A 25,650-nucleotide genomic window follows, 5' to 3' on the forward strand; every position below is an offset into this window, starting at 1 on the left:
CTGCGCATAGGCGTCGATCAACTCAGCGCGGCAATCACTGTATCGACATCTGTCACTTCCGCCACGTTTTGCATCGCATAGTTTATCGACGCGTAGTGCCAGTCGGCGTTCATTGTCGAACAGGCGTCTTCCGGCAGGATGACACGAAACCCTTTGTCCGCAGCCGTTCGCGCTGTGTGTTCAACGCTCATGTTCGTCCAGGCTCCAGTGTTGATAATCGTATCGATGCCCTTAGCTGCCAGAATAGTCTCCAATCGTGACGAAGGCCAAGCCGACATGCTCATTTTTTCTACGACCATGTCGCCATTTTGGGGTTCCAACCCGGCAGCGGGTTGCGCGCCCCAAGTCCCACGTACCAGCGCATTGGCTTCAACCGATCCTCGAAACAGATTGCAATTAGTCGGCATTCCCGGATGCCCCGGCTCGCACACAAACCAGACATGCAACACGCTCACGCCCGCTTTACGGCAGGCCTCGGCCAAGCGTCTTGAGTTTTCAACGACGTTTTGTTCGCGGGCATGATCAGGCGAGCCGGTATCTGCAAATGCCCCGCCGTCGATCATAACATCGTTCTGCATGTCCTGAATGATCAGAGCGGTTTTACGTGGGTTTATCCGCATGCCACCGATCTCATCACTGCCGCCGATGCCCTCCGTCCGCATAAAAGCTTCTTCGCGACCTCGTGTTTTGGTTTGAACAGAATATAGCCCGGCACAAGCGCACATGAACAAAGTATCCCAGTTGTCACCGCCCCAATGAAGGTTGGCCACCATTTCCGGCACTTCGATCTCACCCAGCTTCGCCCCTTCGAAAGAATAGGCCCACACACCGCCGGGGGCGGTGACATAGACATTGCCATCCTTGTCGGCTTTCATGCCATCCGGCACGCCCGCACGAAGCGCGTCCTTGATCCCGCTCGCGAAAATGCGCGGGTTTGAAAGACTGCCATCTGGGGCGACATCGAACATCCGGATATTTGCCTGATCCGTGTCGTTGACCCACATCCAGCGTTCGCACGGGCTAAAGCACAGCCCGTTTGGCTGGGTAAACATATAGCGGTCACTCACCAGAACCGCTTCGCCCCCCGGCTTGTGATCGGGTGGCAGCATATAGACACCTTGAAAGCCCTGTTGGAGAGGGCGTTCCACCCCAAATCCCGGTTTGCGACCGTAAGTTGGGTCGGTGAAATAAATCGAACCGTCCGATCGCACACAAATGTCATTCGGCGAATTCAGCTCTTTGCCTTCGAAGTGACTGCTAAGAACTTCGCGGGTTCCGTCCGGGCGGAACCGGGCAACTGAACTGGTGGCGTGTTCGCAAACCAGCAGGTTCAGGTCCGCATCGTAGGTCATACCGTTGCCCTTGTTGGATGGGCGCAATACCTCTGTGACCTGACCATCGGGCGTCCAGCGCCGCCGGACATCTCCGGGCATATCCGAGAACAACAGATGCTTTTCAACCGGATGCCACAGCGGCCCTTCGGTAAAGGTATATCCGGCCCCAAGCTGCCTGACCGGCGCATGAATGTCGATCAGCGAATTGAAACGGGCATCAATGGCTTTATGGGGCATCTTTTTGTCCTCGGATTGGTGTTCAGATAGGCGTCCGTGTCAAAACTAAAGCGTCAAACCGGGAACCATTGCCGCTCTGGCAAGCTGGCCGTCATTGGCCCCGGTACAGACATGCCCAACCGCCCGACAACCTGCTGGTTTTCGATTTTGGCGGGTTGATCATGAACCGGCAGAAGGAACGTGTAGTTGTTCAACAGCTTCTTAATCGCGGCTTTTTCCTCGCGCTTTGAGCCTGAATGATTGCCGGTGACCTGTGGTTCCATAAAGTTATTTGTGCGCACGTGGTTTACGATCTGATCGTTGAAGTCATAAATGACATCGCCGCAAATACAGGCCAGCCCTTCGGCGGTTTCCACGATCACATTCATTGAACCTTCTGTGTGCGCGCCGGCGGCTTCGCACCAAACGCCGGGAATAATTTCTTCGGCTTGCGTGATTTCCAGATCAAGGAAACGCATCGCTCCGTCTTCGTATATCCGGTCAACCAGATGCTTAATATCAGGTTTTGGGTATTGCGGATACATGATGCCGGAGACCGAGAACTCCATTTCGCGGCGGTTCAGTACAACCGTGGTGTTCATCGGGAACAAATCATCTTTGCCCGCATGATCGATGTGCAGATGGGTGTGCAGGATGTAGCGGATATCACCCAGTTTCAGCCCGTGCCTGGCCAATTGATTTTCGATCATGTTGTCGTGGAATTGTAGCCCGCGCATGCCAAGCGTTTCCATGATCGCGTTGTCACGATAACCGGTGTCCACCAACACCGGGTACGCACCCCCCAAAATCAGGAAACCGTAGACCGGAACGCGGCGCACCCGACCGCATTCATGGCCCAGAACCAAAAAGGATGTCTCCAGCTCGATGTCTCCGTAGTCGAGCACATGAATCGTCAATGCCATCGTGTTATCTCCCTGTAGTCACGGGGCTGTCGCCCAGCATTTGTTAAAGTCGGTAGACCCGCATTGCGGTGTCGTGAAAAATCGCCTCTTGTGCGGATTGTGAAAGATGCGCAGCGCCCTGACGAAACGCGTCAAACAGATCGCTGTAACGGGTCCAGAGCTTTTCGATTGGGTAATTGGAGCCAAACAGACAGCGGTTGGCGCCGAATATCTTTTCGGTTTCCTCGATCATGTCACGGATAAAGGTCACGTCATTGCGGTGGGTGAATGTGCCAAAGGCTGACAGTTTCGTAACGACGTTGTTACATTCGGCTAAGCGCCGCATTCCGTCGCGCCAAATGAGCCAACCTTGCTCAGACGTGTCTTCCAGCATGCCTGCATGTTGCAAAACGAAGGTCACGTTTGGACACGCGCGTGCCAGTTTGGCCGCAACGGCCATCTGCCCGGGAAACACTTGTAAGTCAAAACTCCAACCGTAATCGCCCAGCATCGCGATATTGCGCTGAACAGTCGGATTTGCTGGCAAATTCGGGCTTGCCGCGAATTTATACAGCGGGTTTTCGTGCCAATGGAATTGTTGCCGAATACCCCGCATCAGCGGATACGCCTTTAGCTTGTTCAGTTGCGGACGTACGTCCTCAACGGTGAAATCCGCATAACCGACGATGCCATGTGGCCACCCATGCTGATCAGCCACGTCCTGCACCCACGCCACTTCGTCCACAAAACGGTCCGTGGCCCAATTGGCCTGAACATATACGGATTTGGTGATGCCAGTGCCTTGAATATCCTCGAGATATTCATCGATCAGGTAGTCGCGTTTGATATCTGCATAAGGCCCAAAAATACGCGGCTGCTCGGGTCCTAAAAGCCAGGGTAAATCCTGTTGCCGCCAGATATGGTGATGCGCATCGATCATGCCACCCTCGCCAAATTCAAAACATGGGTGGCGATGGCGCTGGTTCGGCTGCCATCTGACAAAGAATCGAGCCAAGGCAAAACCGCCTGTAATGCCTCGGTGCGCGGTGCATAGGCCGCGTCACCGGCCAATGGTGTCAACCAGTCCAGCCGCCACGCAAGGCGCGACATCCGTTGCACCGTCGAAATCATCACCGCAGGGTCACCCCGCTCCAACCCATCCGACAAAACGATCACGGCTGCACCGCGTGCAAATCCCGCAAATCGCGGTACATTTAGAAACGCGGCCAGTGCGTCGCCGATCCGCGTGCCACCGTCAAAATCCGCGACCAACGAGCCAGTGCGTGCCAAGGCGTCAACCGCATCGCTGACTTTCAGCGAGGACGTGACACGCGTCAGGCGTGTTCCGAGAGTAAAAACTTCAAACCGATCCGCGGACTGCGCCAATGCATGGGCAAAGCGTAAAGATGTTTCCGTCCGATCCTTCATTGATCCCGAGACATCGACCAGCAGTACAATCCGACGTTGCCGGGTTTTGCGCCGGGTTTTGGGCAGTGTGAACACTTCACCATCCCGCCGCACTGCCTCGCGCAAGGTCTGACGCATGTTGAGCTTGTCTCCATGCCGCGCAGGGGCTCGGCGATAAGACTTGCGACGCGGCAGTCGCGCTTTGGCCTGCCTTGCGAATTCTCGCAGCACGGCATCCTCGGTTTCTTCGGGAAATTGTCGGTGCGACAGACGCTCGCCACTCACGGCCTCAGCGCCGACTTCGCTTTCTTCTTCCTCTGCATCAACTTCACGGGTGCCGCCGCTGGGTTCGTGCACCTGAACCTGGTCATCCTCTTCGCCCGCCGCAGGGGCCGAAATTGTCTGCCCCATAAAATAGCCACGAAACAGGGCGTCATATTCTTGTTTTCGCTCGTGTGGGATTGCCAACATGGCCAACCCGGCGGCATGCACGTCCAAAATACTCTGCGGGCCCAATAGCCCGACGGCTTGCAAGAATCCGATAGTCTGATCCGGAGCGACCGAAAACCCATGACTCCGCAAAATAGCAGGAAACTCGACAAAGGGATGTGCAGCGCGCGGAAGTGTCATACGGCCATCCCCGGAATGACACTGCCGAGATTCGGCTGCATATAAGTCAGGTCATCGTGATCCTTAAGCGCCACACCAATCGAACGCAAAAATGCGTCGGGCCAGGGATTGCCCTGCGTGTTGAGCAATGTCGCAGCTTCGGCCCATTCGACGGTTTCAGCAACGCCCGGAGGCTTGGCCAGCGGCTCCTGCCGAAGACGGTTCACGGCTGACACAACGGCGTCTGCGGTGGTTTGCGCCACGGTCGAGGCACGAGCCATGACGATCTGAGCCTCAAGTGCAGGATCCGGGTAATTAATCCAGTGATAAACGCAGCGGCGGCGCAACGCCTCGTGCAAATCTCTTGTCCGGTTTGATGTCAATACAACAATCGGATGTTGCGAGGCACGAACCGTGCCGGTTTCCGGAATAGAGATTGTGAAATCTGACAGAAATTCCAACAGGAACGCTTCGAATTCATGATCCGATCTGTCGATCTCGTCGATTAACAGCAACGTATCGGACGGAGTACGCAAAGCACGTAACAATGGGCGCTCCAAAAGGAATTCGTCGCCGTAAATGTTTACAAATTCTTCGCCCGCCTGCCGGATGGCCAACATCTGCCGTGGGTAATTCCATTCATAGATCGCCGCCGCCGCATCAATGCCCTCAAAGCATTGCAACCGGCTGACTTGACGCGAAAACACCGCGCCAATCGCTTTGGCGGCTTCTGTCTTGCCTACACCCGGCGCACCTTCAAGCAAAAGAGGCTTGCCCAAGGCGAGCGCCAGATAGGCGGCCGTTGCCAAGCCATCATCCGCGAGATACTGCGCATCTTGCAGCGCATTCTGCAAGTCAGCTGGCCCGGAAATACCGGATATGGACGCCTGCACCGCCATGGATCAAAGCGCTCCTTTGGGCTGTGCACCGCCATTTGCCTGAAGCCCCCGCAAAACCTTTTCGGGCGTGATTGGTAAGGTGTCACAGCGCACACCAACAGCATTGTAAATCGCATTGGCCACCGCAGGCAGGACAGGGTTGGCGCACATTTCGCCGGGCCCCTTTCCACCATAAGGCGCGTCTTCGGCAGGGCGTTCCAACACAGCGATATTGTGGGTCGCCACGTCGCCCGGTCCCGGTTGAAGATATTCTACGAAATCGCCGGGCGCGTTTTCACGACGCGGGTAATAGGGTTCAGTTGTTTCATAAAGAGCATGGCTCACCCCCATCCACGCACCACCAACCAGTTGCTGTTCAACCAGTTTTTCGTTCAGGGCACGCCCCACTTCATAGGCCGAGTTAATTTCATTGACGGTGACTTCTCCGGTTTCATCATCCACGTCCAAATCCACCACCAAGGCCGCGTGGGCGAAACAGGTGACAGGTGACATTTCCCCGGTATTCGGGTCTGCATCCGATGGTGGAACAAGGAAAATGCCCCGTCCCGACAGGGTTCTTCCTTGTTTGAACTGTGCGGCTTCGGCCGTCTCTTGAATTGTTATGGACCGCCCCGGGGCACCCTTGATCTGGATGTTGCCCTTACCGTCAGTCTCCAGATCGCCTGCATTCACTTCCATCTCTTCCGCCGCTGCTTCCAGCAAGGCCTTGCGCGCCTCGGTCGCGGCACGGATGACGGCATTGCCCATCCGATGTGTCCCACGAGACGCAAATGACCCCATGTCATGTGGTCCGGTATCGCTGTCAGCTGTGTCGACATAAACATCAGCAACCGGCACACCCAGCGCTTCGGCCGCTATCTGGCGGGTGACGGACTTCATGCCCTGCCCCAGATCGATCGCTGACAAAGTCACCTTAAACTTTCCGTCCGGCGTAGAATGCACCAACGCCTGACTTGGGTCCCCGCCAAGGTTCATACCAATCGGATAGTTAATGCAGGCAAATCCACGGCCTTTGTGAATGGTCATTTGCTACCTCCTTGTCCCGGAAATAAACCGCGATACACCCGGGCGTTTCACGCCGCGCTGAAAGGGTTTTTCCGGCTTGTACGGCGCAGGCTGCCCATGTGTTGGCGCGGCGGGCTCTGCGAATGTTGAAAGCGCGGGCTGCGTAGCTGAACCTTCGGATTGAGCCGGGGCCTGTAGCGCTGCTGCGGGCAAAGTCAGTTGCCGGGGCCGTGGCGCAGGTTGTGCAACAATGGCTTGAGATACAGAATGGCCAATACGCGTTGGGTCGATTTGCATGTCTGTATCCTGAACTTCTGATGCCACGACATTTTCACCCATTGTCCCGGCTGGAACACGGCCTTTGGTTGTTGCACCTCCCAACGGTTGAGTTGGTATTTCTTGACGTTTGCGATCCCCAATCTTGCCCATGTCGTCGGTCAGAGTTTCGGGAACTTCTGCGCGCCAACCGATGCCACCGCCAACAGTGCTCGAGGCATTTTTCGCCTCTGGAGACAAACTCAGACCAGCCTTTTGCGAAGCAACCTGACAGCATTCGATCAACGCGCAATTCTTGGCGAAACGGCGATGTGCTTTTACGTCCCCATCGCGGTAAGCATTCAGAATACGCAGCTCGACCGGGTGCATGCCCACGGCTTCAGCCACTTTGTCCATATGGCATTCGATGGCGAAATCTACGCCGGTGATACCAAACCCACGCATGGCCGTCGCCGGTGTGCGGTTGGTGTAAACACAATAGACGTTCGATGACACATTGGGGATCGTATAGGGACCGGGCAGATGACCTGTGCCTTTGATGATCGCATAGGAACTGAGGCGCGTGAAAGCACCGCTATCGAAAAAGCCAGTGAACTCGCGCGCAATGATGCGTCCATCCTTCATGACCCCATCGCGAATACGCCAGCGTTCCGCACCACGCGGTGCACCGACGCGCATTTCCTCAGTCCGGTCCCACATGTATTTGACAGGCCGTCCCGTCAGCATCGCGCCCAGAACCGCCAAGGGTTCGTGATGGCTGTCGACCTTGCCACCAAATCCACCGCCAACAGTGCCGCCGATAAAGTGCAATCGCGACGATGGCATATCCAGCATTTTGGCCGTGGTCCCTAGTGAAAAGAACAAAGCCTGGGTTGAGGTATGACAAACAAAGCGGCCATTTTCCTCGGGCGCGGCGATCGCGCCGCATGTTTCCACCGGCGCCTGTTCGATCGGGGACATTTGATATTCCCCTTCGACGACATGATCGGCCTCTGGCAAAGCCGTCTCAACATCACCAAAGCGCAGTTTTTGGTGATCGTAGAGATCGTGATAGTCAAAGGTATTGCCGGGATAGACCTCATTCACCACAGGCGCACCGGGCTTCAGGGCCTCTTCGACATCCAAAACATGTGGCAGCTCTTGCCAGTCTACCCGAACGGCGGCCACGGCGTCTCTGGCTTGCCGTTCAGTATCGGCCACAATGGCAAGGATCGGCTCTCCCATGTAGGAGACTTTGTTTGCACTCAGGAGCTGTTCGTCATCCAACCCAAAATTAATAAGTGACAGCAGCGTGTTCAGGTTTGAAGGCACGTCTTTTGGCCAGATCACACGTCGTACGCCGGGCATACGTTCTGCCGCAGAAACGTCGACCGAGCGTATTCGCGCATGATGATGAGGAGAGCGCACGCAACGCATGTGGAGCAGCCCTTCAAAAAGGTGATCATCATAGAACTTGGATCGTCCCGTCACGTGGCCAACGATATCCTGACGAACGGTCGGTTTGCCGATCTCGTTCAGGTCATCTTCCCGCTCATCTGCGAATAGGTCCTTGCGAAATTCGATACTGCTCATGCGGCACCTCTTCCCCGCATTTCGACCGCTGCAGTCAAAATCGCGTTGATGATTGGCTCGTAGCCCGTACAGCGACAGATATTGCCGGAAATTGCATCAGCTACCTGATCGCGGGTCGGGTTCGGGTTGGAGCGCAGCAGCGCCTTAGCCGCCATCAGCATACCAGGACTGCAAAACCCACATTGAGCGGCAAAGCCTTCGACAAATGCCTTTTGCAAGGGATGCAAATCAGGCCCGTCCTCCAAATCTGCGGCGGTTTGAACCTGTTTCCCTTCGACGGTTTCGGCTAACGTCAGGCACGCCAGATGCAGCTCTCCGTCAATTAGAACCGAACAAGCACCGCAGCCACCTTGGGCGCAGCCTTGTTTCGCGCTCAGGTCACCTGCACCGCGGCGTAAGACATCCAACAGATTGGCCCCTGTATCGGCAAAAACGCCGGTTTCAGTACCATTCAGGGAAAATTGTATTGGGGTTTTGGTCATTTCAACTCTCCTCACCCAGCAACAAGCGGCGCAAATGCACGGGCGCGACCTCGCGGCGGTACCAGGCCGACGCTATGGAATCGTCTTGGGGATTAAGCCCGTTGCAACACATTTCACAGACCCGCTGTACGGTATGAGCGTCGAGACTGCCCCCCTCCAGCGCGCGCTCAGCGTCCTTGGCGCGCAAGGGCGTGGATCCCATAGCCCCTAAAGCAATGCGTGCCCCGCTGATCCGATTGCCACCAGGAAGGTGAGCCGCAATCGTCACCACCGCAGCCCCTTTGGGTTTGGTGCGTACAACCTTCCTAAATCGAAAGGCTCCATGTGCCGAGCGCGGGATTATCACCGCTGAAACTAGGCCCCGCAAATTTTCCCGCTGTCTGTAAAAATCCTCGATTGGCAGCATCTGGCCATCCGACATCTGCACCAAAGCATCCAATGCCAAAAGCGCCACGCCAAAATCCCCAAAGGGAGAACACACAAACAGATTACCGCCGATGGTAGCCATGTTGCGCACCGCAGGTCCACCGACCGCGCGGGCGACCGGTTCCAGAAATTCTGCGCCGCTGGCTTGCATCAGACGGGCCATGGTCACACCCGCCCCAAGTTTTATCCCATTTCCTTCGGGTCGGATTTCTGAAAGCGCTGAATCAGTGCTGCGAATGACTTTGTCAAAGTCCGGCGACGCAAAGTTTAGCCCACGCACAACCATAGTGCCGCCCCCTAGGAACTGGCTTCCGGTGCGCATGGCGGACGCGGCTTCGCCAAGGGTGGGATAGGTATCAATAGTTATCGTCATGCGGCCTCCAGTCCCATATGCGCGCGGACCGCGTCGAACCCCGCGCTGTAGATTTCGGTGCCGACCATTTCGGCCAGTTGATCTTGTTGACCTTTTGGGGTGTCGAAACGGCTTTCCCACTCCCAGAAAGTCACGTCTCCATCTGTCACCGGAAAGAGGCGACAATGGGCGACGTAGTTGAAAAGCGGGATCGGTGTATCAAGCAGGCAATAGCTCAAGCTCTGTTCGATGTCTGACAGGGTCAACAATTGCTCGCGCAGTTCCGAGCCATCTTCGAGCCGGAATCGACGCACACAACCGATCATATCCGACGGGTTTCCCCGCTCGATCTGGCTTGTCGCCACCGCAGGGTGCCATTGATCATGCCCATTAAAGTCACGGATGACTTCCCACACATCTTCGATCGGCGCATTCAGGATCGTACTGCGGATTACCTTGACCATATCAGCCCCCAAAATGCCTTTTGAGCGCGTCAAAGCCGCCTTGGAAAACATTGTTGCCAATACCGTCGACCAAATCTTCTTCATCGTCCGGGTCACATGAAAATTCGGCTGACCACTCGGCAAAGCAACGTTCGCCATCCGTAATGGGAGTAAGACGCAACGTGGCGACATAATCAGCCAGCGGCATTGGGCTTTCGAGAATGGCGTAAGTGCAAAACAGGTCATGGTCGCTCAGACCCAAAAGCTGTTCACGGATGTTGTCGCCATTTTGCAGGTTAAAGTTCCGGATACAGCCAACTTTATCCGACGGCAGCGCGTCCTCGATCCGACTGTCCCTGATACGGGGATGCCATCGCGGCAAGGCGTTAAAGTCCCGCACACGCTCCCAAACCCGCTCAGCGCTGGCCCCGATGACGGTTGATGTGTAGACACGCGCCATTACTTCTCACCTTCTTTTGGTTTGTCGCCGCTGTCTTTCAACCGTTGGGCTTCATTGCCGGCGCGACCCAAATCGCTTGCGTCCCGCAGCACGCTGGATTTTGCCAGGTTTGAGCCATCAACCCCGATGTCGCTGAGCAAACTGTCGATCATCGGTGCCTGCACGCGATAGCGTAGCGCCGAGTTGATCACCTCATCGGTGGGGCTGCTGCCGTCACCGCCGCCGCCTCCGCCCGAGCCACCGGCACCGCCCATACCAAGCCCACCGGCGCCATTGCCTCCAAGCTGCATGATCTTGATCTCGTCGATCTTCTCAAGTGGTTTGACGGATGCCGCCACGATGCCTTCGACATGTTCCAGCATCTTGCGTTTAAAGAGCGAATGACGCGCGGCGTCAGAAAGAACGTTCTCGGCTTCATTGATGAGCTTCTGCGCCTCAGCCTCGACAGCAGAGCGCACTTTTTCGGCCTCTGCTGCGATACGTTTCTCTTCGGCAGCTTTCTCGGCCAAAACAACGTCAACCGATTTGCGGCGCGCTGCTTCTTCAGTCTCTTTGGCGGTGGTGACCTTTTCCGCAGCCTCTGTCGCACGGGCACGGGCAATATCGGCCTCAGCCGCAGCAGCACTTTCTTCAAGCGATTTCTGATACAGCGAAATGGCTTTTTCCATTGCCGCTTCTTCCACCGTCTGCTCACGTGCAATCTCGCGTTGGCGTCGTTCGGTCTGGTGTCCGATGCGCGCTTCGTCCAAACCGCGTTCCGAAGCGATCTGTGCGCGTTCCACTTCTTCCTGACTGGCAATCTCTGCCTCGCGCAATGCCTGCACACGACCGATTTCCAGCTGTTCCAATACCTTTTTGCGTTCCAGTTTTTTGGCGTCTAGCTCCTGCTCGGCCAAAATTCTTTCGGCATCCACGGTCTTTTCTTTGACCACCCGCGCGGCCTCGATGGACTCATCCGCAGCAAGCTGAGCGGCATCGACAATGCGATTGCGCGCGATTTCGCGTTCCCGCATGTCCTGTTCATACGCGATACGATCCGCCGTCAAGTTTTTCTCTTTGGCGATGCGCGCAGCCTCGGTCGCTTCGGTTCTGGCGATCTCTGCTGCCTCAACTGCTTGAGCCCTTGCAACATCACGAGCGCGGGTTTTCTCATCGCTTTCGATCCGCTTGACGGCCAGTTTTGCCTCTTTGGCGATCCGCGTGGCATCAACAGCTTCCGCGGCCGCGACTTCGGCCTCTTGCACCGCTTGATTACGCGCGATCTCAAGCTCGCGCGTTTCTTTCTCGTAAGCGATACGCTCAGCCGTGGTCACTTTCTCCTGAGCAATGCGTTTGGCTTCCGTGGCTTCTTTGGCTGCGATTTGTGCCGCTTCCAGCGCAGCCACTTTCAGGACTTCACGCTCTTCAGTTTCCTCAGCCGCGCCAATGCGCTCAAAGGTCAGTTGTTTATCCTGAGCGATCCGGGCCTTTTCAACGGCTTCACGGCTTGCGATCTCGACTTCATCCACCGCCTGATTTCGGGCGATTTCCAGTGAACGGACACGCTCTTCCTGCGCAATGCGCGATTTCGACGTGTCCTCTGCCGCCGCGATCTGGGCTTCGTCCAGAACTTTCTGACGCTCAATCTCGCGTGACCGGGTATCCTGTTCCGCTTCGATCCGATCAGCACTCAGGCTGCGCTCTCGGGAAATTCTGGCCGCCTCAGTAGACTGTTGCGACGCGATTTCAGCCTCTTCGAGGACACGCTGGCGTTCAATTTCCAACGTACGCGTGTGGCGATCCGAGGCAATTCGCTCGGCGTTCACGGTCTTTTCCTGTGAAATGCGCAGCTTTTCTGACGCTTCACGGCTGGCGATTTCGGCTTCCTGCACCGCCAGACCGCGGGCGATTTCACGCTCTTTAGTGGATTGCTCCAGCGCAATGCGCTCTTCCGTGACAATCTTCTCTTGCGCGATCCGGGCACGTTCAACCACTTCACGCGCTGAAATGTCTGCCTCATCGACCACACGCTGGCGTTCGATTTCCTGAGATTGGGTTTCCCGATCCTTCTCGATCCGGGCCTCGGTGATCGACCTTTCCTGTGCCAATCGGGCCTTTTCGATGGCCTCTTTCGCAGCAATCTCGGCCGCATCGGTTTCTTTCTGCGTTTTGATCCGCTCGGACGTCAGAGTTTTCTCCTGATTGATCCGGGCTTTCTCAATCGCTTCACGGGTTGAGATTTCAGCGTGGTCCACAACTTTCTGACGTTCGATTTCCTGCTGACGGATATCGCGTTCTGACGCGATGCGGGCTTCAGCAATCTGGTGCTCATTGGCAATCCGCGCGGTTTCAATTGCCTCGCGGGAAGACAAGGTCGCCTGCTCGACTTCCTTGTCACGCTCCGAACGTTCACGGGCCAGTTCTGCCCGCTGTTGTGCGCGCCGGAATTCGACATCACGTTCCTGCTCCAGACGAGCTTCTTCGCTTTCACGCTCGATATTCAGAGCCTGCTTTTCCGCTTCGAGGTTGCGGGCGCGGATACGAATCATCGTGTCCTGTTCGATGTCATTGCGCAATTTTCGACGCTCTTCGATCGACTCGATAACCTTGGTCAGACCAACCGCATCGAATGTGTTAGATGGGTTAAAGTACTCTATGTCGGTCTGGTCGATGTCGGTAACGGCAACGCTTTCCAGCTCCAGCCCGTTTTTGTCGAGCCCTTCCTGTGCAGCTTCCAGAACGCGGGCAACATATGCGTTCCGGTTTTCGTGCAGTTCTTCCATCGTCATTTCGCTGGCAACAGTGCGCATGGCGGATACGAATTTACCTTCCAGAAGCGCGTGCAAACGCTCTGGTTCTAAGGCCCGTCGTCCCAAGGTTGCGGCAGCAAGGCTGACGGCATTTTTGGATTGGGCAACACGCACATAAAACTCGGCATCTATATCGACTCGCATCCTGTCCTTGGTGATCAAGGCGTCGTCGCGTTCGCGAGTGACCCCCAATTGCATGGAGTTCATGTTGACGGGAGTGATGTCGTGGATGATCGGCCATACAAAAGCGCCGCCATCAATCACAACTTTCTCACCCAGAAAACCTGTGCGCACAAAAGCCACTTCCTTAGTCGAGCGGCGATACAACCAATGCATCACCCAATACAAAATGAAAACGGCGATCACGGCTGTGATGAGCCACAGGATCAGTTGTCCGATGAGTTGCCCGGTCATCTTTCTTTCCTCCCTCGGTCCTTAACGGCCGATCTTCTTGAATTCCGCAGTCATGGCTGTCAGTGCGACCTCGGTCGGCAACCGTTCCATCGACGACGCGCCATAGAAGCCATGGCAATTGCTTGTGTTTTTCAGAACGAAATCGGCGTCTTCTGGCGTAGCCACAGGGCCGCCATGCACCAGAACAATGACATCCGCGTTCACTTTCAACGCGGCTGCCGCCCAGGCATCTGTGAGGCCCGGAGCGTCTTCCAGCGTGACCGCTGTGTCAGCGCCAATGTTTCCGCCAGTGGTCAGGCCCAGATGCACAACGATAATGTCGGCACCGGCTTTGGCCATCGCAGTCGCGTTTTCTTCAGAAAAGACATAAGGCGTCGTCAGCATGTCTCGCTCATGCGCCATTGCGATCATTTCGATCTCGTGATCATAGCCCATGCCGGTTTCTTCAAGGTTCACACGAAAGTTGCCGTCGATCAGCCCAACGGTTGGAAAGTTTTGAACACCTGAAAACCCAGCCGCCTTAACGTCGTCCAGAAACTTATCCATCAGACGGAACGGATCCGTCGCGCAAACCCCGGCCAGAACTGGTGTTTTCCTTGCAACTGGCAACACTTCTCCGGCCATTTCCATTACCACGCCATTGGCGTCACCATAAGGCATCAATCCTGCAAGCGACCCGCGACCTGCCATCCGGTAGCGTCCCGAATTATAGATCACGATCAGGTCGATGCCGCCGGCCTCTTCGCATTTGGCTGACAACCCGGTTCCGGCGCCCCCACCGATGATAGGCTCACCGGCATCACGCATGGCTCGAAATTTCTTCATCAGTTCAGAACGGTCGAACATAGGGTTACTCTCCTGCGGATTTGCGCCGTGCGGCGGAATGGAAGCTACGAAATGTCTGCACCACCTGATCGGCAAACTCGGGGTCATTTATGTTGTGGGGCACGCGGACCAACTGGCGCGCAGAACTCTGACGAACCGTTTCTTCCAGCGCTTTGAACAGGGCCGCGTCGGCTTCGGGGTCCCAGAACTGTTGTCCTGGCGCATCCAACAAGGAAACACCGCCTTCCGGTAGGAAAAACCGCACTGGCCCGGTCATCTGGTTTAGACGCTCACCGATCCAGTGCCCCATCTGGATGTTTTCTTCGACGGACGTCCGCATCAGGGTGATTTGCGGATTGTGCTCGTAAAGGTTTCGTCCGCGATACTTTTCCGGCACCGTGTCCGGCGCGTGAAAATTCACCATATCGAGCGCGCCACACGACCCGATAAAGGGCAAACCCGAACGGATTGAAGCCCCAAAACGGTCGTCATCAGCAGCAAAAAAACCACCCGCAACCATGTCACAAACTTCGGTTGTGGTCAGGTCAACGATGGCTGAGAGCATGCCGCTATCCATCAGCTTTTCCATCGACCGCCCACCGGTTCCCGTGGCGTGAAAGACCAAACAGTCAAAATTTGCTTCGAGCTCTTTCGTGACCATTTGCACACAGGGTGTGGTGACGCCAAACATTGTAAGACCAACCGCAGGTTTGTCGCCTTCTTGCGGCAATGCCTCCCGGCGTCCCTGCACCATACCCGCCAACGCATGCGCTCCGTTGGCCAACACCTTGCGAGTGATCGAGTTGAGGCCCTGCACGTCGGCGACGGAATACATCATGGTGATGTCCGAAGGCCCGACATATTGTTCGGTCTGACCGCTGGCGACCGTGGAAATCAGCATTTTCGGTACGCCAACTGGCAAACTGCGGAATCCGGGTGCGACCAGAGCTGTCCCTCCGGACCCGCCCGCTCCGATAACCCCAGCAACGTCCGACTGCGTTTGCATCCAGCGCTCAAAGGCCAATGTCATACCCGCGACAGCAGTGCCGCGGTCACCCGTAAAGACACCACTGGACCCGCGTGGATGAAAACCGGCGACAGCGTGTGGTGGCACCTCGGCTCCGGATGGTTTACCGGACGTCGACAGATCAACCAGTTTCACCGCCTGTCCTCGTTCTTTCAGGATATCGCGGATGAAACGCAGCTCTTCGCCCTTGGTGTCCAAAGTGCCACACACCAGAACAGCGCCACCGCCTCGTGGCTTTTGAAGCATTGCCGAGGGTGTTGTCGCCTCGCGACGATCTTGGGTGATTGTCCGAGCGGACCCTTCGATCACACGTACCGGAACAGCCCGAGACCACCGTGTCGGTGTGGTGGGATTGGACAGATAAACTCTGGTGACTTCGCTATGGTGGCTTTCGTGAGGGCGCTCGTCATTTATGGTCGTGTCAGGAGTTTCGTCATGCGCATGGCGCCCCACCCCAAGCATCGCCTGCTGCAAATCGCGGTCAGCGGACAAAACACCGCTTTCCATGATCCGGTTGATCTGACCGTTGACCATGATCCCGACATTTTCAGCCACTTCGCAAGCGACGCCGATGTTCTGTTCGATCACCAGAACCTCAATCTCGCCTTCCTGACCCAGACGGATTAACATGTCTTCAACTTGTTGCACGATCACTGGTGCCAAACCTTCGGTCGGCTCATCCATCACCAGCAGTTTGGGGTTCAGCAACAACGCGCGTGCAATCGCCAGCATCTGTTGCTCGCCGCCAGAAAGCTGCCCGCCGCCGTTTGATTTCCGCTCTGCCAACCGTGGGAAAGTTGAATAAATCCTCTCAACTGACCACGCGCCGCCCTTTTTGGCCACCAACGCAAGATGTTCATCTACAGTCAGCGACGGCCAGAGACGACGCCCCTGAGGCACATAGCCAATCCCGAGGCGTGCAATTTCGGCAGGTGTTTTGCCCACCAAAGACTGGCCGCCGAACGAAATGTCACCGGACGCAACCGGAACAAGGCCCATGATTGCCTTGCAAAGTGTGGTTTTGCCCATGCCATTTCGACCTACAACCGAGAGCACGCCGTGATCTAGCCGCAAGTCCACGCCCTGCAATGCATGGCTGCGTCCGTAATAGACGTTCAGTTCCCGAACCTCGAGGGCTGGTGTCGAGCCGCGTTCAGACATCGCCACCTCCAAGGTAAAGAGCCTGTACCTCGGGGTCTTCTTCAATTTCGGCTGGTTTGCCTTCTTTGAAAATTCGACCGTTATGCATCATGGTCACGCTCTCCGCGACACGCAGCGCGACGTCCATGTCATGTTCGATGATGATGTAACCCATATGGCCCGGTAGCCCGTTCAGGATTTCCACCAGTTCACGCCGTTCAGTCGGCGAAAGGCCTGCTGCGGGTTCGTCAAACAGAATGAAACGCGGAGCCCCGGCCAGCGCCATCGCGATCTCTAGTTGACGTTGCTGGCCGTAACTGAGGTTCGAAACCAACGTATCGCGATCATCGGTCAGGTGAACCACATTGACCAGATCATCAGCGGCCGCCATCAGCGCATCATCCCGACGAGCGCGCAGGAATGAAAACCGGCGTCGCGAAACTCCAACGCAGGCAAGATAAATATTGTCGCGAACACTTAGGCCCGTGAAAAGGAGCGAGATTTGATACGTACGACGCAGGCCGCGCCGAATGCGTTCATGGGGCGGGAATTCGGATATGTCCTCACCAAAAAAGCGAACATTGCCTGTGGTCGCCAGAAAGTCTCCGGACACGCAGTTGAACAAGGTTGTCTTGCCCGCGCCATTTGACCCTAAAACTGCACGCCGTTCGCCCGGACGAACCGTGATGTTGATGTCTTCTAACGCAGCGAGCGCGCCGAAATACTTGGAAACATTACGCAATTCCAGCGCATTTGCGGTTCCGGTCGCATTCAACCGTTCTGTGACATTGGCCGGGGCGTTCATGGCGTGCCACCTCCACGGTCTAGTAGCGGATCTTTGTTGCGGTTTTCCTTCCAGCGGTCCCACAGGCCCAGAATTCCGTCCGGTGACCAAAACACGATGATCAGAAAGCTAAGACCGATCAACAATTGAAACCGCTCACCGCTTAACCCCAGAGCCACTAGAGCATCCAAAGCAAACGTCTTGAGGATTACGTAGATAAAGGCCCCGATAAATGACCCGATTGGACGGCGCATGCCCCCGATCACAGTGATCACCAGAATATCGATTGCAGGAGAAATCCCAGCTGTACCCGGAGAAATCTGTGCCGACTGCCAGGTCAGGAGGATACCACCAACCCCGGCCAGCAGAGCCGCGAAGGCATAGGCGGCGACACGGTGGGCATTGGCGTTATAGCCCAGCGCCGACATACGCCTTTGGTTGTCTCGTACGCCTTGCAGCGCCAGCCCAAACGGGGAGCGCGAAAGGTATAGAACTGCAAAATACGCTACAGCTGCCCAGAACAGCGTGAGGTAGTAAAACGCAGTCGCCCCGCGCCAGTCCACGCCAAACAGGTTTGGAGGCAGGACGCCGTTAAACCCTGAAAACCCGTTGAAAATCACATAGTTTTGGCGCGTAAAGTAGAAAAACGCGGCGGCAATCGCGAGGGTAATCATGATCGTGTAGATGCCTTCGGTCCGCACCGCAAGCCAGCCAGTCAGCGTTCCAAACAAAGTGGCAAGTGCCAATGCGATTGGTATTGAAATGTACCAAGGCCAATTCATGGAAATATCGGTTATGGCGCTCGGACCAAAGATTGCCAGCATGTAACCGGCGCACCCTGCAACAGTCATCTGAGCAAGACTGACCATACCCCCGTACCCGCCAAGAAACATCAGGCTCAGCGCGATGATACCCAGAATGAAAGTCCACCCAAAAATCTGGAACAGAACAAAGTTGGACGCAAAAGTCGGCATGACCAGCAACACAAACCCGACCAGCCAATATCCCGCCGGAATACGCTCCATCCAGCTGCGTCTTTCGATACCATTGGCGGGACCATTACCCTCAACAAGCGCCATGGATCATTCCCTCCCCATCAGGCCTTGAGGCCGGAAAGCAAGAACGACAACCATGATCAGGAATGTCAGTACGACAGCATATGTCGGGATATAGACAGACCCAAACTGCTCGGCCAATCCGATCAAAAGCGCCCCAAGCGCAGCGCCTTGTATCGACCCCATGCCGCCAACAATCACAACAACCAGAGAGGCCAAAAGAAAACGTACGTCTTCACCGGGGGCCACGGATTGGAACGTACCGCCGACAACACCCGCCACACCAGCAAGCCCGGCGCCAAAGGCAAAAACGGCCACAAAAACCAGCTGAATTCGGGCACCTGTGGCAGACAGCATGTCTTGATCGTCAACGCCTGCCCGGATCATCATTCCGATGCGCGTCCGGTTCAAAAGCAGCCACATTCCGACGCCGACCAATATCGAAGCCGCAAAAATCACGACCCGCACCATTGGATATTTAAGGTATACTAGATCGCCCGAGCGTTTGACTGTCGTCACAAAAAAGGTCTGCATCGGTCCGCTTAACCATTCTGGCGGCGATATATTATAGAAATCACCACCCCAGGCCCAAAGCATCAGATCGGCCATAACGATGGAAATCCCGATCGTTACGAGGGTTTGACGCAGGTCTTCCCCTTCCATTCTTCGGAAAACGACAAGTTGCAACACCACCCCAAAGGCACCCACAACAACAAAGGCAACGGGGAACGCCAGTAACCACCAACCCGTTGCATCCGCCGTAAAGTAGCCAACGTAGCCGCCTAGCAGATACAGCGATCCATGCGCCATATTCACATTGCGCATGAGGCCAAAAATCAACGTAAAGCCACTGGCGACAAGGAAGTAGAGGCCACCCAACGTGATGCCATTGAACAGTGCGTTCAGGAAAACTTTCTTACGACCGATGAGATCTTTCAGCCAATCAGGCCAGATCGCGAACACCATCCACAACAAGACTGCGACGAGAATGAACAGGACGACAGACCAGAACGGGTGCTTGTCGACAAAGCGCCTCATGCGGCTACCACAATTGGCAAAGCGTTTCTGTTATTGAAACGGCTTCCCGTCATGTGTGTGTCCTCCCTCTAGACCGCAGGACACTAAGTGTCCGGCTGTGTCTTTTAGAAAGGCTAGAAGAGGTCGCTGGAAATCGGCATACCCGTCAGTCTCATCGCTTCACCCCGCATCGGCAAAACGCTCTTAGCACTCGTGCGCGACACGGCGATACTCGCTCGGCGGGATGCCAACATTCGACGCAAAGAAGCGCGTAAAGCTCGCTTGCGAGGAAAACCCCAGATCATGACCGATGTCAGTTATTGATTTTTCGGTAGTCATGAGTTCTGTAATCGCGTGCTCGGCCCGGAGCGTGTTCAAATAGAGGTTGGGTGTAATACCCATCTGTTTTTTGAACAGTTTGAAAAAATGCGGGCGAGACAGGCCGACTTCGCGGGCCAGTTCATCCATTTGCATTTCTTCAGAATAGTTTTCCTGCATGACACGCAAACTGCGACGTACACGAAAGTCGCTGAAGCGAGATTTCAATCGCCCAAGAGGCGATTTTTGCTGCGTCCGCTGCCAGGTTTGATCGTAACATATTCGCGTCATTTCAAACATATAGCCATCCATGGCCTCACTATCTTCCGGCTCTAACAGAAGAGATGTCAAACGAAGAATCCACCTGCGAATTTCTTCGTTCACCTGGATTTTTGGACGCCCGAAATCCAGCACACCTTCTGCGGATTGGCAATTTTCCAGAAACCAAAGTGGCTTGATATACATCACAAGACACATAGTGGCGCCGGATTTCTCAGGCTTAGCAAAATTGTGCGGCTCCCACGGGCTTACCGCGGCTGCACACGTTTCCTTCAGATGTACGGACACGTCTCCAACATTGACGCCCGCTGGGCCGCCATTGACGAAAAAAATTAGATGCCCCTCACGGTGCGCGTGTGTCACAAATGGACGGTCTAACTCATAGAGTGCCGTCCTTCCAAACGCACCATGGTGAACCGCAACGGCTTCACTCATGGTTGTTCCTCCCTTGATGCGATGCGTTGCTCTTCCGGCATACGCTTGCGCAGGGGGCCAGTATCGGCAAGACTACGGTCAAAAAGCAAGACTTGAGCACCAAGAAAAAGACTGTAGGTAACGATCACAGTCTACCGGTCATGCCCTGCTATGCCCTAAGGTAGTGTATATGCGGTCTTCACCGTGGTGAAAAACTCGGCCGCATATTTGCCCTGCTCCCGCGCTCCATAGCTGGATCCTTTGGAGCCCCCAAAGGGCACATGATAGTCTACGCCGGCAGTGGGAAGGTTCACCATGACCATCCCAGCCTGAGCATTTCGTTTGAAGTGGGTCGCGTGTTTCAGGGACGTCGTGCATATCCCCGACGACAGCCCGAACTCGGTGTCATTGGCAACTTGCAGCGCCTCATCGTAGTCCTTGACCCGAATGACTGAGGCAACAGGCCCAAAAACCTCTTCGCGGTTGATCCGCATGTCATTGGTGGTATCTGTTATGAGTGCTGGCTGCAGAAAATGGCCCTTTGTTTCGCATGTAACCAGGTCGCCGCCTGCGCGCAGATTGCCCCCTTGAGATACACCAATGTCGATGTAATCAAGATCTTGCTGCATCTGCATTTCGTCGACCACTGGCCCGATCTGAGTGTCCTGACGCAATGCGTGCCCAACAGTTAATCCGCGTACACGCTCGGCCAATTCTTCGACAAAACGGTTGTGAATACCTTCGGTCACAATCAAACGTGAAGACGCCGTGCAACGCTGTCCCGTCGAAAAGAAAGCGCCATTGATGGCGCAGTCCAACGCGACGTCCAATTCCGCGTCGTCCAGCACAACCAACGGGTTCTTTCCGCCCATTTCCAATTGGAATTTTCGCATGTGTGTCGTGCAGGCCCCTGCCACGACCTTTCCAGTTGCTACCGATCCCGTGAAACTGATCGCGTCGATATCGGGGCTGTCGAGCATGGTTTGCCCGACAATATACCCCGGTCCTGTGACTAGATTAATGACTCCAGCAGGTGCGCCCGCGCGATGAATGATGTCGACAAGCGCCCATGCACACCCGGGCACCAGTTCGGCGGGTTTGAACACGACTGTATTTCCGTAGCACAATGCAGGCGCAATTTTCCACGCGGGGATGGCAATCGGAAAATTCCAAGGCGCGATGATACCGACGGCCCCGACGGGTTCGCGGGTTATTTCTACGCCGACGCCGGGACGTACCGAAGGCACAGTTTCCCCTGTCAGTCGCAACGCCTCGCCAGCGAAAAAGTCAAAAATCTGCGCGGCACGAACGGTTTCACCGATGGCTTCGGGCAGCGTTTTGCCTTCCTCTCGTGCCAAAAGTTCACCCAATTCATTTCGCCGGGCCAAAATTTCGTCCGATACCGTTTTCAGAATGTGATGGCGCGTCTGCACCCCGGACCGGGACCATTCAAAGAAAGCACCTTGTGCCGCGCTGATCGCCATCTGAGTTTCGCTCACGCCAGCGATGGAATAACGGTCAATCACATCTTTGGTGTCCGAAGGGTTGATGTTTTCCACGGCTTCGGTCGATGCGATTTGCTCACCGTTGATCAAGAGCGGTTTCATGAAAATCGGTCCTCAATGAATGGAAGTCAGAATTTCCCGGATGTCTCCGGTGGTAGGATGATGGGGCGTGTTGGAAAGTGCCCGATGCATCGAGGCGCGTTCAGTGCATTGGGCCAAATGATCTTCGGTGATCCCCATTTCCGAGAGCGAGGCAGGCAATGGAAGATCTCTCAAAACTCTGCTCACAGTCTTGACCGCATCCCTCGGGTTGGAAAGTCGCAGGGCCTCCAACAAAGGTGATCCTGCCAGTACGTTTTTGCTCACATAATAATTCAGGATTTTCGGCAACAGCAGTCGTTTGACTGCGCCTTTGTCCAAAGTACCTAAAACGACAGAACAAAGACTGCTCGTGATTGCATGCGCGAGTCCCAGCCCCTTTTGCTGAACCAACGCCGAATTCATAGCCGCAGCCATTAGCTCTCTTCTTGGGTCAAGGTCCGCGTTTTCGGACACCGAAGTAACAGCCCTAAGCCCTCTGATCAGGCCATCCATCGCAATGCCATTGGCAGGAGGATTATACTTTGGCGATAGGAGCGCCTCTATGCAGAGGCTGATCGCTTCTACCCCGGCGCTGGCCTGCACGGCCGCGGCTTCACTTAAAGCAATTGTAGGGTCGCCGATGGTAACGGTCGGAACATTGTTCCGGCTGACAATGTCAATCATTCTGCCGTCATCTAAAACGACAGACAGTAGCCCGTTGAAACCAGCCACAAACCCTTGCATACACGGAATGGCTATCAATTCCGGCATATTCCGGGATATGCGAACGCCACCGCCTTCTGCCTCTGAGAACCGAAAGAGCGGTCCGCCATATGTCACCAACAAGCGTACAGCCTTTGCCTGATTGATGACATATCCCCGGCCAAAGGCCAGAATTGCATCACACTCTTCCGCACGAAATAGCTTGGTCGCGTACTGTGCTTCGGCTTCATTTGGCACGCCCCCGCTGACCTCAAAGGTCACAGATTGGAATTGCTTCGGCAGGCCGTTTTTGATCCGTTCACCAAGATCTCCCGCAAATGTTTCTCGCGTGGCCAGAACGAGGAATTTCGAATTTTTCATTTGCTCTAGTTCAGCCCAGAGAGCCTCTTCCAAAATGCCGTCGGCAAAATGCACTCGGTTCAGGTAGTCAATCAGAGTCACTCTGTCCCCTCCCTGTCCCGGGAAACAAAAAATCAAATGAAATAGACGAAAACGTCCCGGGCCAAACTGACCCGGGACACAAAAGTCATCTGATTAGTAAGACGACTTACACTCAGGTACTTCCCGGCTTGGCAATCCGATAGCGCGGAACGCATCCTCGTCGATGCCCATTGTCTGGTTCACGTTTTCGATAACCTTGATGAGCTTGTTGGAAAGCGTACCATCGGCATTTTCAACAACCTCGGTCAGGAAGTTGGTGCCGATTGCTTGACGGTTGCCATCCAGACTGATTGGTCCGTTTGGTGCATTTTCCAACACAAGACCGGACAGGCAGCTCCGGAAACCCGTTTGACCGTCGGACAAATCCCCGCCCACGGTTTCCATACAACTGGCCATTGCCATGGCCGCATTATAGTAACCAGTTGCCATCAAGGACGGGCTTGGGAACCGGTCGGCGGGCGCGAATTGATCTTGATACGCCTTTACGAAACCCTTCCAGTTTTCGTTGTCCCAGTCGTCGGCTTGAGGGCCGGAAGACGGCACACCAACAAGCGCCTCTTTCGCCGATCCTTTTGAGTTCAGGACCGTACCATCGACCATAATTGTACCGCCAATCAGGTTGGCGTCACCACCGGCCTGCTGGTACTGGTTCAGGAAGTTGACAGCGTCGCCGCCGCCAAGGCCAAGGTAGATCGCATCCACATCATCGGGCAGTGCCGCAATGATAGACCCAAAATCCTTGGTGCCGAGTGGAACCCAGAAACGGTCAGTAATTTCGCCACCCGCCTGGCAATATTCCAGCGCAAAGCCAAAGACCTGCGTATAGATGAAGGAATAGTCTTCACCGATTGTCGCGACGGTTTCATATCCTTTTTCATTGAATACATACGAACCAAGGCCCGCCGACCATTGGGCGCCGTCCATATTAAACCGGAAGAAGTTTTCCGACGGATCAACCCAAGTGGTCTCCTGAGCACCCGAAATGCCGTTTATGAACGTCACCTGTGGCTGCGTCTTGGAATAATCACGCAGCGCAATGCCCTCTGAGCCGGAAAGGGGTCCGATCAGGATATCGACCTTGTCCTGTTCCACAACTTTGCGCGCAGCACGAACTGCGCTATCCGGGCTGGCATCGGTTGCGGCAATGATCACTTCGATCTCGCGCCCCGCCGTCATGCTTCCAAGCTCTTCCATTGCGACTTTGAAGCCGCGCAAGCCATCTTCGCCCAAAACGGTGTATGTGCCTTCCAGAGTTGCCAGGAAACCAACTTTCAGGGGCTCCCCCTGTGCCACGCCAGCTGAAATCAACGCGGCTGCGGATATGGTAGTCAGGTACTTCAATCGCATGTTGTCCTCCCTGCGATATTTGAATTGGCCTATTGCGCGCAAGACGCGCTGCAGACCCCGCAAGCCTGCGCTACTAGGCACCGATTTCCCTTCTCAGAGAGTGATCTGATGTAACTTCTGGTCTGTTTTTTCAGTCAAAGTGCTCTGGGGTTTCCAATTGTCTGAAGTCCACAACCATAGGGCGGGTTCTGTCAGCACGAATTCGATTTTGTCTCTGCGAAGCCAGTGGAGCTACCCTTAGAGCCACACAAAGGCCACGCCACGCGACCAGGCGCAAATTCTTGGTCCGGCGGTTCTACACTCCCTTGAATGATATCGCGGGCATTTAGCGCGCGACCGACTTGTTGAGGGTCGACTACATTTGGGTCGAACGAAAATGAAGAATTGCGCGCAACAACGCTGAACAATTTGGATTTCGATAGAACCGACTGCAGATCATCGCAAATTTCTCTTAAAGAAAATCTTGTTCTCGATTGCTGGACAAATTCACAAATCGTAAAACAGCCACATATGGATGGGATGAGCCTTGCGTTTCGTTTGCAACTGTTTCCTGAGGCTGCGCAATTTCGGGGTCTTCGACAACCGCTGCCAAACATTTATGGGGTGGCCCACATATTTGAGCTCGATGCTTCCCATCGAAACAAGCTGTTTTGTGATCGGACCGTTGAGGTATCCGTAGGCAAGTTGAGAAATCAAAACGCCTCCCGGTTCAGCTAATCGCTTAAGTCGCGCTGCGCGCAATGACCCCATCACCGAAAATGCCATCTTCATCGACGATGACGTCACCGACATGCAGACCAATACTCAATAAAACCTTTTTCATCACTCGGCAGTCCGCCGTTCTGTTCACCCACGTACCTATTAATTGATAACCCGTGACCTGCCCCCCGAAACTTCCCTCAGTTTAATGTAGAGTTTGCTCAACGTTTGAAGGAGCCAACAAATGCGACAGAGCCGTTTTACCGAAGCCCAAATAATCGGGATGATCAAAGAACAGGAAGCTGGGATGCCGACGTCGGAGGTGTGTCGTAGACATGGCCTGAGCCCTGCGTCGTTCTATAAGTTCAAAGCAAAATATGGTGGCATGAACGTTTCTGACACCCATCGC

At 55.2% G+C, this 25,650-nt stretch carries 23 protein-coding genes; 1 reads left to right on the forward strand and 22 read right to left on the reverse strand.

All coding sequences use genetic code 11. From position 1 onward, the window contains the following. Positions 1–17 precede the first annotated feature (17 nt). The 22 genes from ABJI08_RS11145 to ABJI08_RS11250 all read right to left on the reverse strand — a co-directional run bounded on the left by ABJI08_RS11145 (position 18) and on the right by ABJI08_RS11250 (position 25,334). Entirely contained in the window at positions 18–1,571 is a 1,554-nt protein-coding gene (locus tag ABJI08_RS11145) for an isochorismatase family protein (protein WP_348401913.1), read from the reverse strand. 53 nt (positions 1,572–1,624) lie between these two features. After that, the gene (locus ABJI08_RS11150; protein WP_348401914.1) at positions 1,625–2,473 is read right to left on the reverse strand and encodes an N-acyl homoserine lactonase family protein; all 849 of its coding nucleotides are present in this window, start codon (positions 2,471–2,473) and stop codon (positions 1,625–1,627) included. Between the two features lie 43 nt (positions 2,474–2,516). Continuing rightward, the gene (locus tag ABJI08_RS11155; protein WP_348401915.1) at positions 2,517–3,392 is read right to left on the reverse strand and encodes an amidohydrolase family protein; all 876 of its coding nucleotides are present in this window, start codon (positions 3,390–3,392) and stop codon (positions 2,517–2,519) included. Next, positions 3,389–4,489 carry a VWA domain-containing protein gene (locus ABJI08_RS11160; protein ID WP_348401916.1) on the reverse strand — a complete coding sequence of 367 codons (1,101 nt, stop codon included), beginning with the start codon at positions 4,487–4,489 and terminating at the stop codon, positions 3,389–3,391. Before ABJI08_RS11160 ends, ABJI08_RS11155 begins: the two co-directional genes overlap by 4 nt. Further along, positions 4,486–5,367: a MoxR family ATPase gene (locus ABJI08_RS11165; RefSeq protein ID WP_348401917.1), complete on the reverse strand. Its 882-nt coding sequence runs from the start codon at positions 5,365–5,367 to the stop codon at positions 4,486–4,488. Before ABJI08_RS11165 ends, ABJI08_RS11160 begins: the two co-directional genes overlap by 4 nt. 3 nt (positions 5,368–5,370) lie before the next feature. Next, positions 5,371–6,393 carry a molybdopterin cofactor-binding domain-containing protein gene (locus ABJI08_RS11170; protein WP_348401918.1) on the reverse strand — a complete coding sequence of 341 codons (1,023 nt, stop codon included), beginning with the start codon at positions 6,391–6,393 and terminating at the stop codon, positions 5,371–5,373. A gap of 3 nt (positions 6,394–6,396) precedes the next feature. After that, a complete protein-coding gene (locus tag ABJI08_RS11175; protein WP_348401919.1) occupies positions 6,397–8,220 on the reverse strand; it encodes a molybdopterin cofactor-binding domain-containing protein in 1,824 nt (607 codons plus the stop codon). After that, positions 8,217–8,702, reverse strand: a complete 486-nt coding sequence (locus tag ABJI08_RS11180; RefSeq protein ID WP_348401920.1) for a (2Fe-2S)-binding protein — start codon at positions 8,700–8,702, stop codon at positions 8,217–8,219. Before ABJI08_RS11180 ends, ABJI08_RS11175 begins: the two co-directional genes overlap by 4 nt. 1 nt (position 8,703) lies before the next feature. Then, positions 8,704–9,501, reverse strand: a complete 798-nt coding sequence (locus ABJI08_RS11185; RefSeq protein WP_348401921.1) for an FAD binding domain-containing protein — start codon at positions 9,499–9,501, stop codon at positions 8,704–8,706. Next, a complete protein-coding gene (locus ABJI08_RS11190) occupies positions 9,498–9,944 on the reverse strand; it encodes an SRPBCC family protein (RefSeq protein ID WP_348401922.1) in 447 nt (148 codons plus the stop codon). Before ABJI08_RS11190 ends, ABJI08_RS11185 begins: the two co-directional genes overlap by 4 nt. A gap of 1 nt (position 9,945) precedes the next feature. Then, positions 9,946–10,383, reverse strand: coding sequence for an SRPBCC family protein (locus ABJI08_RS11195; RefSeq protein WP_348401923.1), 438 nt, complete (start codon positions 10,381–10,383; stop codon positions 9,946–9,948). Beyond that, positions 10,383–13,586: a flotillin domain-containing protein gene (locus ABJI08_RS11200; protein ID WP_348401924.1), complete on the reverse strand. Its 3,204-nt coding sequence runs from the start codon at positions 13,584–13,586 to the stop codon at positions 10,383–10,385. The genes ABJI08_RS11195 and ABJI08_RS11200 overlap by 1 nt, the downstream gene beginning before the upstream one ends. 21 nt (positions 13,587–13,607) lie before the next feature. After that, a complete protein-coding gene (locus tag ABJI08_RS11205) occupies positions 13,608–14,432 on the reverse strand; it encodes a phosphoenolpyruvate hydrolase family protein (protein ID WP_348401925.1) in 825 nt (274 codons plus the stop codon). Positions 14,433–14,436: 4 nt separating this feature from the next. Then, positions 14,437–16,599, reverse strand: a complete 2,163-nt coding sequence (locus tag ABJI08_RS11210) for an ABC transporter permease (protein WP_348401926.1) — start codon at positions 16,597–16,599, stop codon at positions 14,437–14,439. Then, the gene (locus ABJI08_RS11215; protein ID WP_348401927.1) at positions 16,592–17,383 is read right to left on the reverse strand and encodes an ABC transporter ATP-binding protein; all 792 of its coding nucleotides are present in this window, start codon (positions 17,381–17,383) and stop codon (positions 16,592–16,594) included. Before ABJI08_RS11215 ends, ABJI08_RS11210 begins: the two co-directional genes overlap by 8 nt. Next, entirely contained in the window at positions 17,380–18,441 is a 1,062-nt protein-coding gene (locus ABJI08_RS11220) for a branched-chain amino acid ABC transporter permease (protein WP_348401928.1), read from the reverse strand. The genes ABJI08_RS11215 and ABJI08_RS11220 overlap by 4 nt, the downstream gene beginning before the upstream one ends. A 3-nt stretch (positions 18,442–18,444) precedes the next feature. After that, positions 18,445–19,455, reverse strand: a complete 1,011-nt coding sequence (locus tag ABJI08_RS11225; protein WP_348401929.1) for a branched-chain amino acid ABC transporter permease — start codon at positions 19,453–19,455, stop codon at positions 18,445–18,447. Positions 19,456–19,638: 183 nt separating this feature from the next. Then, a complete protein-coding gene (locus tag ABJI08_RS11230; protein WP_348401930.1) occupies positions 19,639–20,466 on the reverse strand; it encodes an AraC family transcriptional regulator in 828 nt (275 codons plus the stop codon). Positions 20,467–20,621: 155 nt separating this feature from the next. Next, positions 20,622–22,052, reverse strand: a complete 1,431-nt coding sequence (locus tag ABJI08_RS11235) for an aldehyde dehydrogenase family protein (protein ID WP_348401931.1) — start codon at positions 22,050–22,052, stop codon at positions 20,622–20,624. 12 nt (positions 22,053–22,064) lie between these two features. Next, positions 22,065–23,195, reverse strand: a complete 1,131-nt coding sequence (locus ABJI08_RS11240) for an iron-containing alcohol dehydrogenase (protein ID WP_348401932.1) — start codon at positions 23,193–23,195, stop codon at positions 22,065–22,067. 93 nt (positions 23,196–23,288) lie between these two features. After that, positions 23,289–24,542, reverse strand: coding sequence for an ABC transporter substrate-binding protein (locus ABJI08_RS11245; RefSeq protein ID WP_348401933.1), 1,254 nt, complete (start codon positions 24,540–24,542; stop codon positions 23,289–23,291). A 486-nt stretch (positions 24,543–25,028) separates the two neighbouring features. Continuing rightward, a complete protein-coding gene (locus ABJI08_RS11250; protein ID WP_348401934.1) occupies positions 25,029–25,334 on the reverse strand; it encodes a hypothetical protein in 306 nt (101 codons plus the stop codon). Between the two features lie 151 nt (positions 25,335–25,485). Between ABJI08_RS11250 and ABJI08_RS11255 the strand changes: the two genes are divergently transcribed. After that, positions 25,486–25,650, forward strand: a 165-nt coding sequence (locus ABJI08_RS11255; protein ID WP_348401938.1) for a transposase, incomplete at its 3' end; no start/stop codon positions are given.

Origin of the sequence: Shimia sp., from assembly GCF_039969785.1 — a bacterium.
Classification (GTDB): Bacteria; Pseudomonadota; Alphaproteobacteria; order Rhodobacterales; family Rhodobacteraceae; genus Shimia.

What these genes read in the sequence shown, in the direction of transcription:
- ABJI08_RS11145 (WP_348401913.1), bottom strand. Translation starts at nt 1,571, where the DNA reads ATGCCCCATAAAGCCATTGATGCCCGTTTCAATTCGCTGATCGACATT.
- ABJI08_RS11150 (WP_348401914.1), bottom strand. Translation starts at nt 2,473, where the DNA reads ATGGCATTGACGATTCATGTGCTCGACTACGGAGACATCGAGCTGGAG.
- ABJI08_RS11155 (WP_348401915.1), bottom strand. Translation starts at nt 3,392, where the DNA reads ATGATCGATGCGCATCACCATATCTGGCGGCAACAGGATTTACCCTGG.
- ABJI08_RS11160 (WP_348401916.1), bottom strand. Translation starts at nt 4,489, where the DNA reads ATGACACTTCCGCGCGCTGCACATCCCTTTGTCGAGTTTCCTGCTATT.
- ABJI08_RS11165 (WP_348401917.1), bottom strand. Translation starts at nt 5,367, where the DNA reads ATGGCGGTGCAGGCGTCCATATCCGGTATTTCCGGGCCAGCTGACTTG.
- ABJI08_RS11170 (WP_348401918.1), bottom strand. Translation starts at nt 6,393, where the DNA reads ATGACCATTCACAAAGGCCGTGGATTTGCCTGCATTAACTATCCGATT.
- ABJI08_RS11175 (WP_348401919.1), bottom strand. Translation starts at nt 8,220, where the DNA reads ATGAGCAGTATCGAATTTCGCAAGGACCTATTCGCAGATGAGCGGGAA.
- ABJI08_RS11180 (WP_348401920.1), bottom strand. Translation starts at nt 8,702, where the DNA reads ATGACCAAAACCCCAATACAATTTTCCCTGAATGGTACTGAAACCGGC.
- ABJI08_RS11185 (WP_348401921.1), bottom strand. Translation starts at nt 9,501, where the DNA reads ATGACGATAACTATTGATACCTATCCCACCCTTGGCGAAGCCGCGTCC.
- ABJI08_RS11190 (WP_348401922.1), bottom strand. Translation starts at nt 9,944, where the DNA reads ATGGTCAAGGTAATCCGCAGTACGATCCTGAATGCGCCGATCGAAGAT.
- ABJI08_RS11195 (WP_348401923.1), bottom strand. Translation starts at nt 10,383, where the DNA reads ATGGCGCGTGTCTACACATCAACCGTCATCGGGGCCAGCGCTGAGCGG.
- ABJI08_RS11200 (WP_348401924.1), bottom strand. Translation starts at nt 13,586, where the DNA reads ATGACCGGGCAACTCATCGGACAACTGATCCTGTGGCTCATCACAGCC.
- ABJI08_RS11205 (WP_348401925.1), bottom strand. Translation starts at nt 14,432, where the DNA reads ATGTTCGACCGTTCTGAACTGATGAAGAAATTTCGAGCCATGCGTGAT.
- ABJI08_RS11210 (WP_348401926.1), bottom strand. Translation starts at nt 16,599, where the DNA reads ATGTCTGAACGCGGCTCGACACCAGCCCTCGAGGTTCGGGAACTGAAC.
- ABJI08_RS11215 (WP_348401927.1), bottom strand. Translation starts at nt 17,383, where the DNA reads ATGAACGCCCCGGCCAATGTCACAGAACGGTTGAATGCGACCGGAACC.
- ABJI08_RS11220 (WP_348401928.1), bottom strand. Translation starts at nt 18,441, where the DNA reads ATGGCGCTTGTTGAGGGTAATGGTCCCGCCAATGGTATCGAAAGACGC.
- ABJI08_RS11225 (WP_348401929.1), bottom strand. Translation starts at nt 19,455, where the DNA reads ATGAGGCGCTTTGTCGACAAGCACCCGTTCTGGTCTGTCGTCCTGTTC.
- ABJI08_RS11230 (WP_348401930.1), bottom strand. Translation starts at nt 20,466, where the DNA reads ATGAGTGAAGCCGTTGCGGTTCACCATGGTGCGTTTGGAAGGACGGCA.
- ABJI08_RS11235 (WP_348401931.1), bottom strand. Translation starts at nt 22,052, where the DNA reads ATGAAACCGCTCTTGATCAACGGTGAGCAAATCGCATCGACCGAAGCC.
- ABJI08_RS11245 (WP_348401933.1), bottom strand. Translation starts at nt 24,542, where the DNA reads ATGCGATTGAAGTACCTGACTACCATATCCGCAGCCGCGTTGATTTCA.
- ABJI08_RS11250 (WP_348401934.1), bottom strand. Translation starts at nt 25,334, where the DNA reads ATGTCGGTGACGTCATCGTCGATGAAGATGGCATTTTCGGTGATGGGG.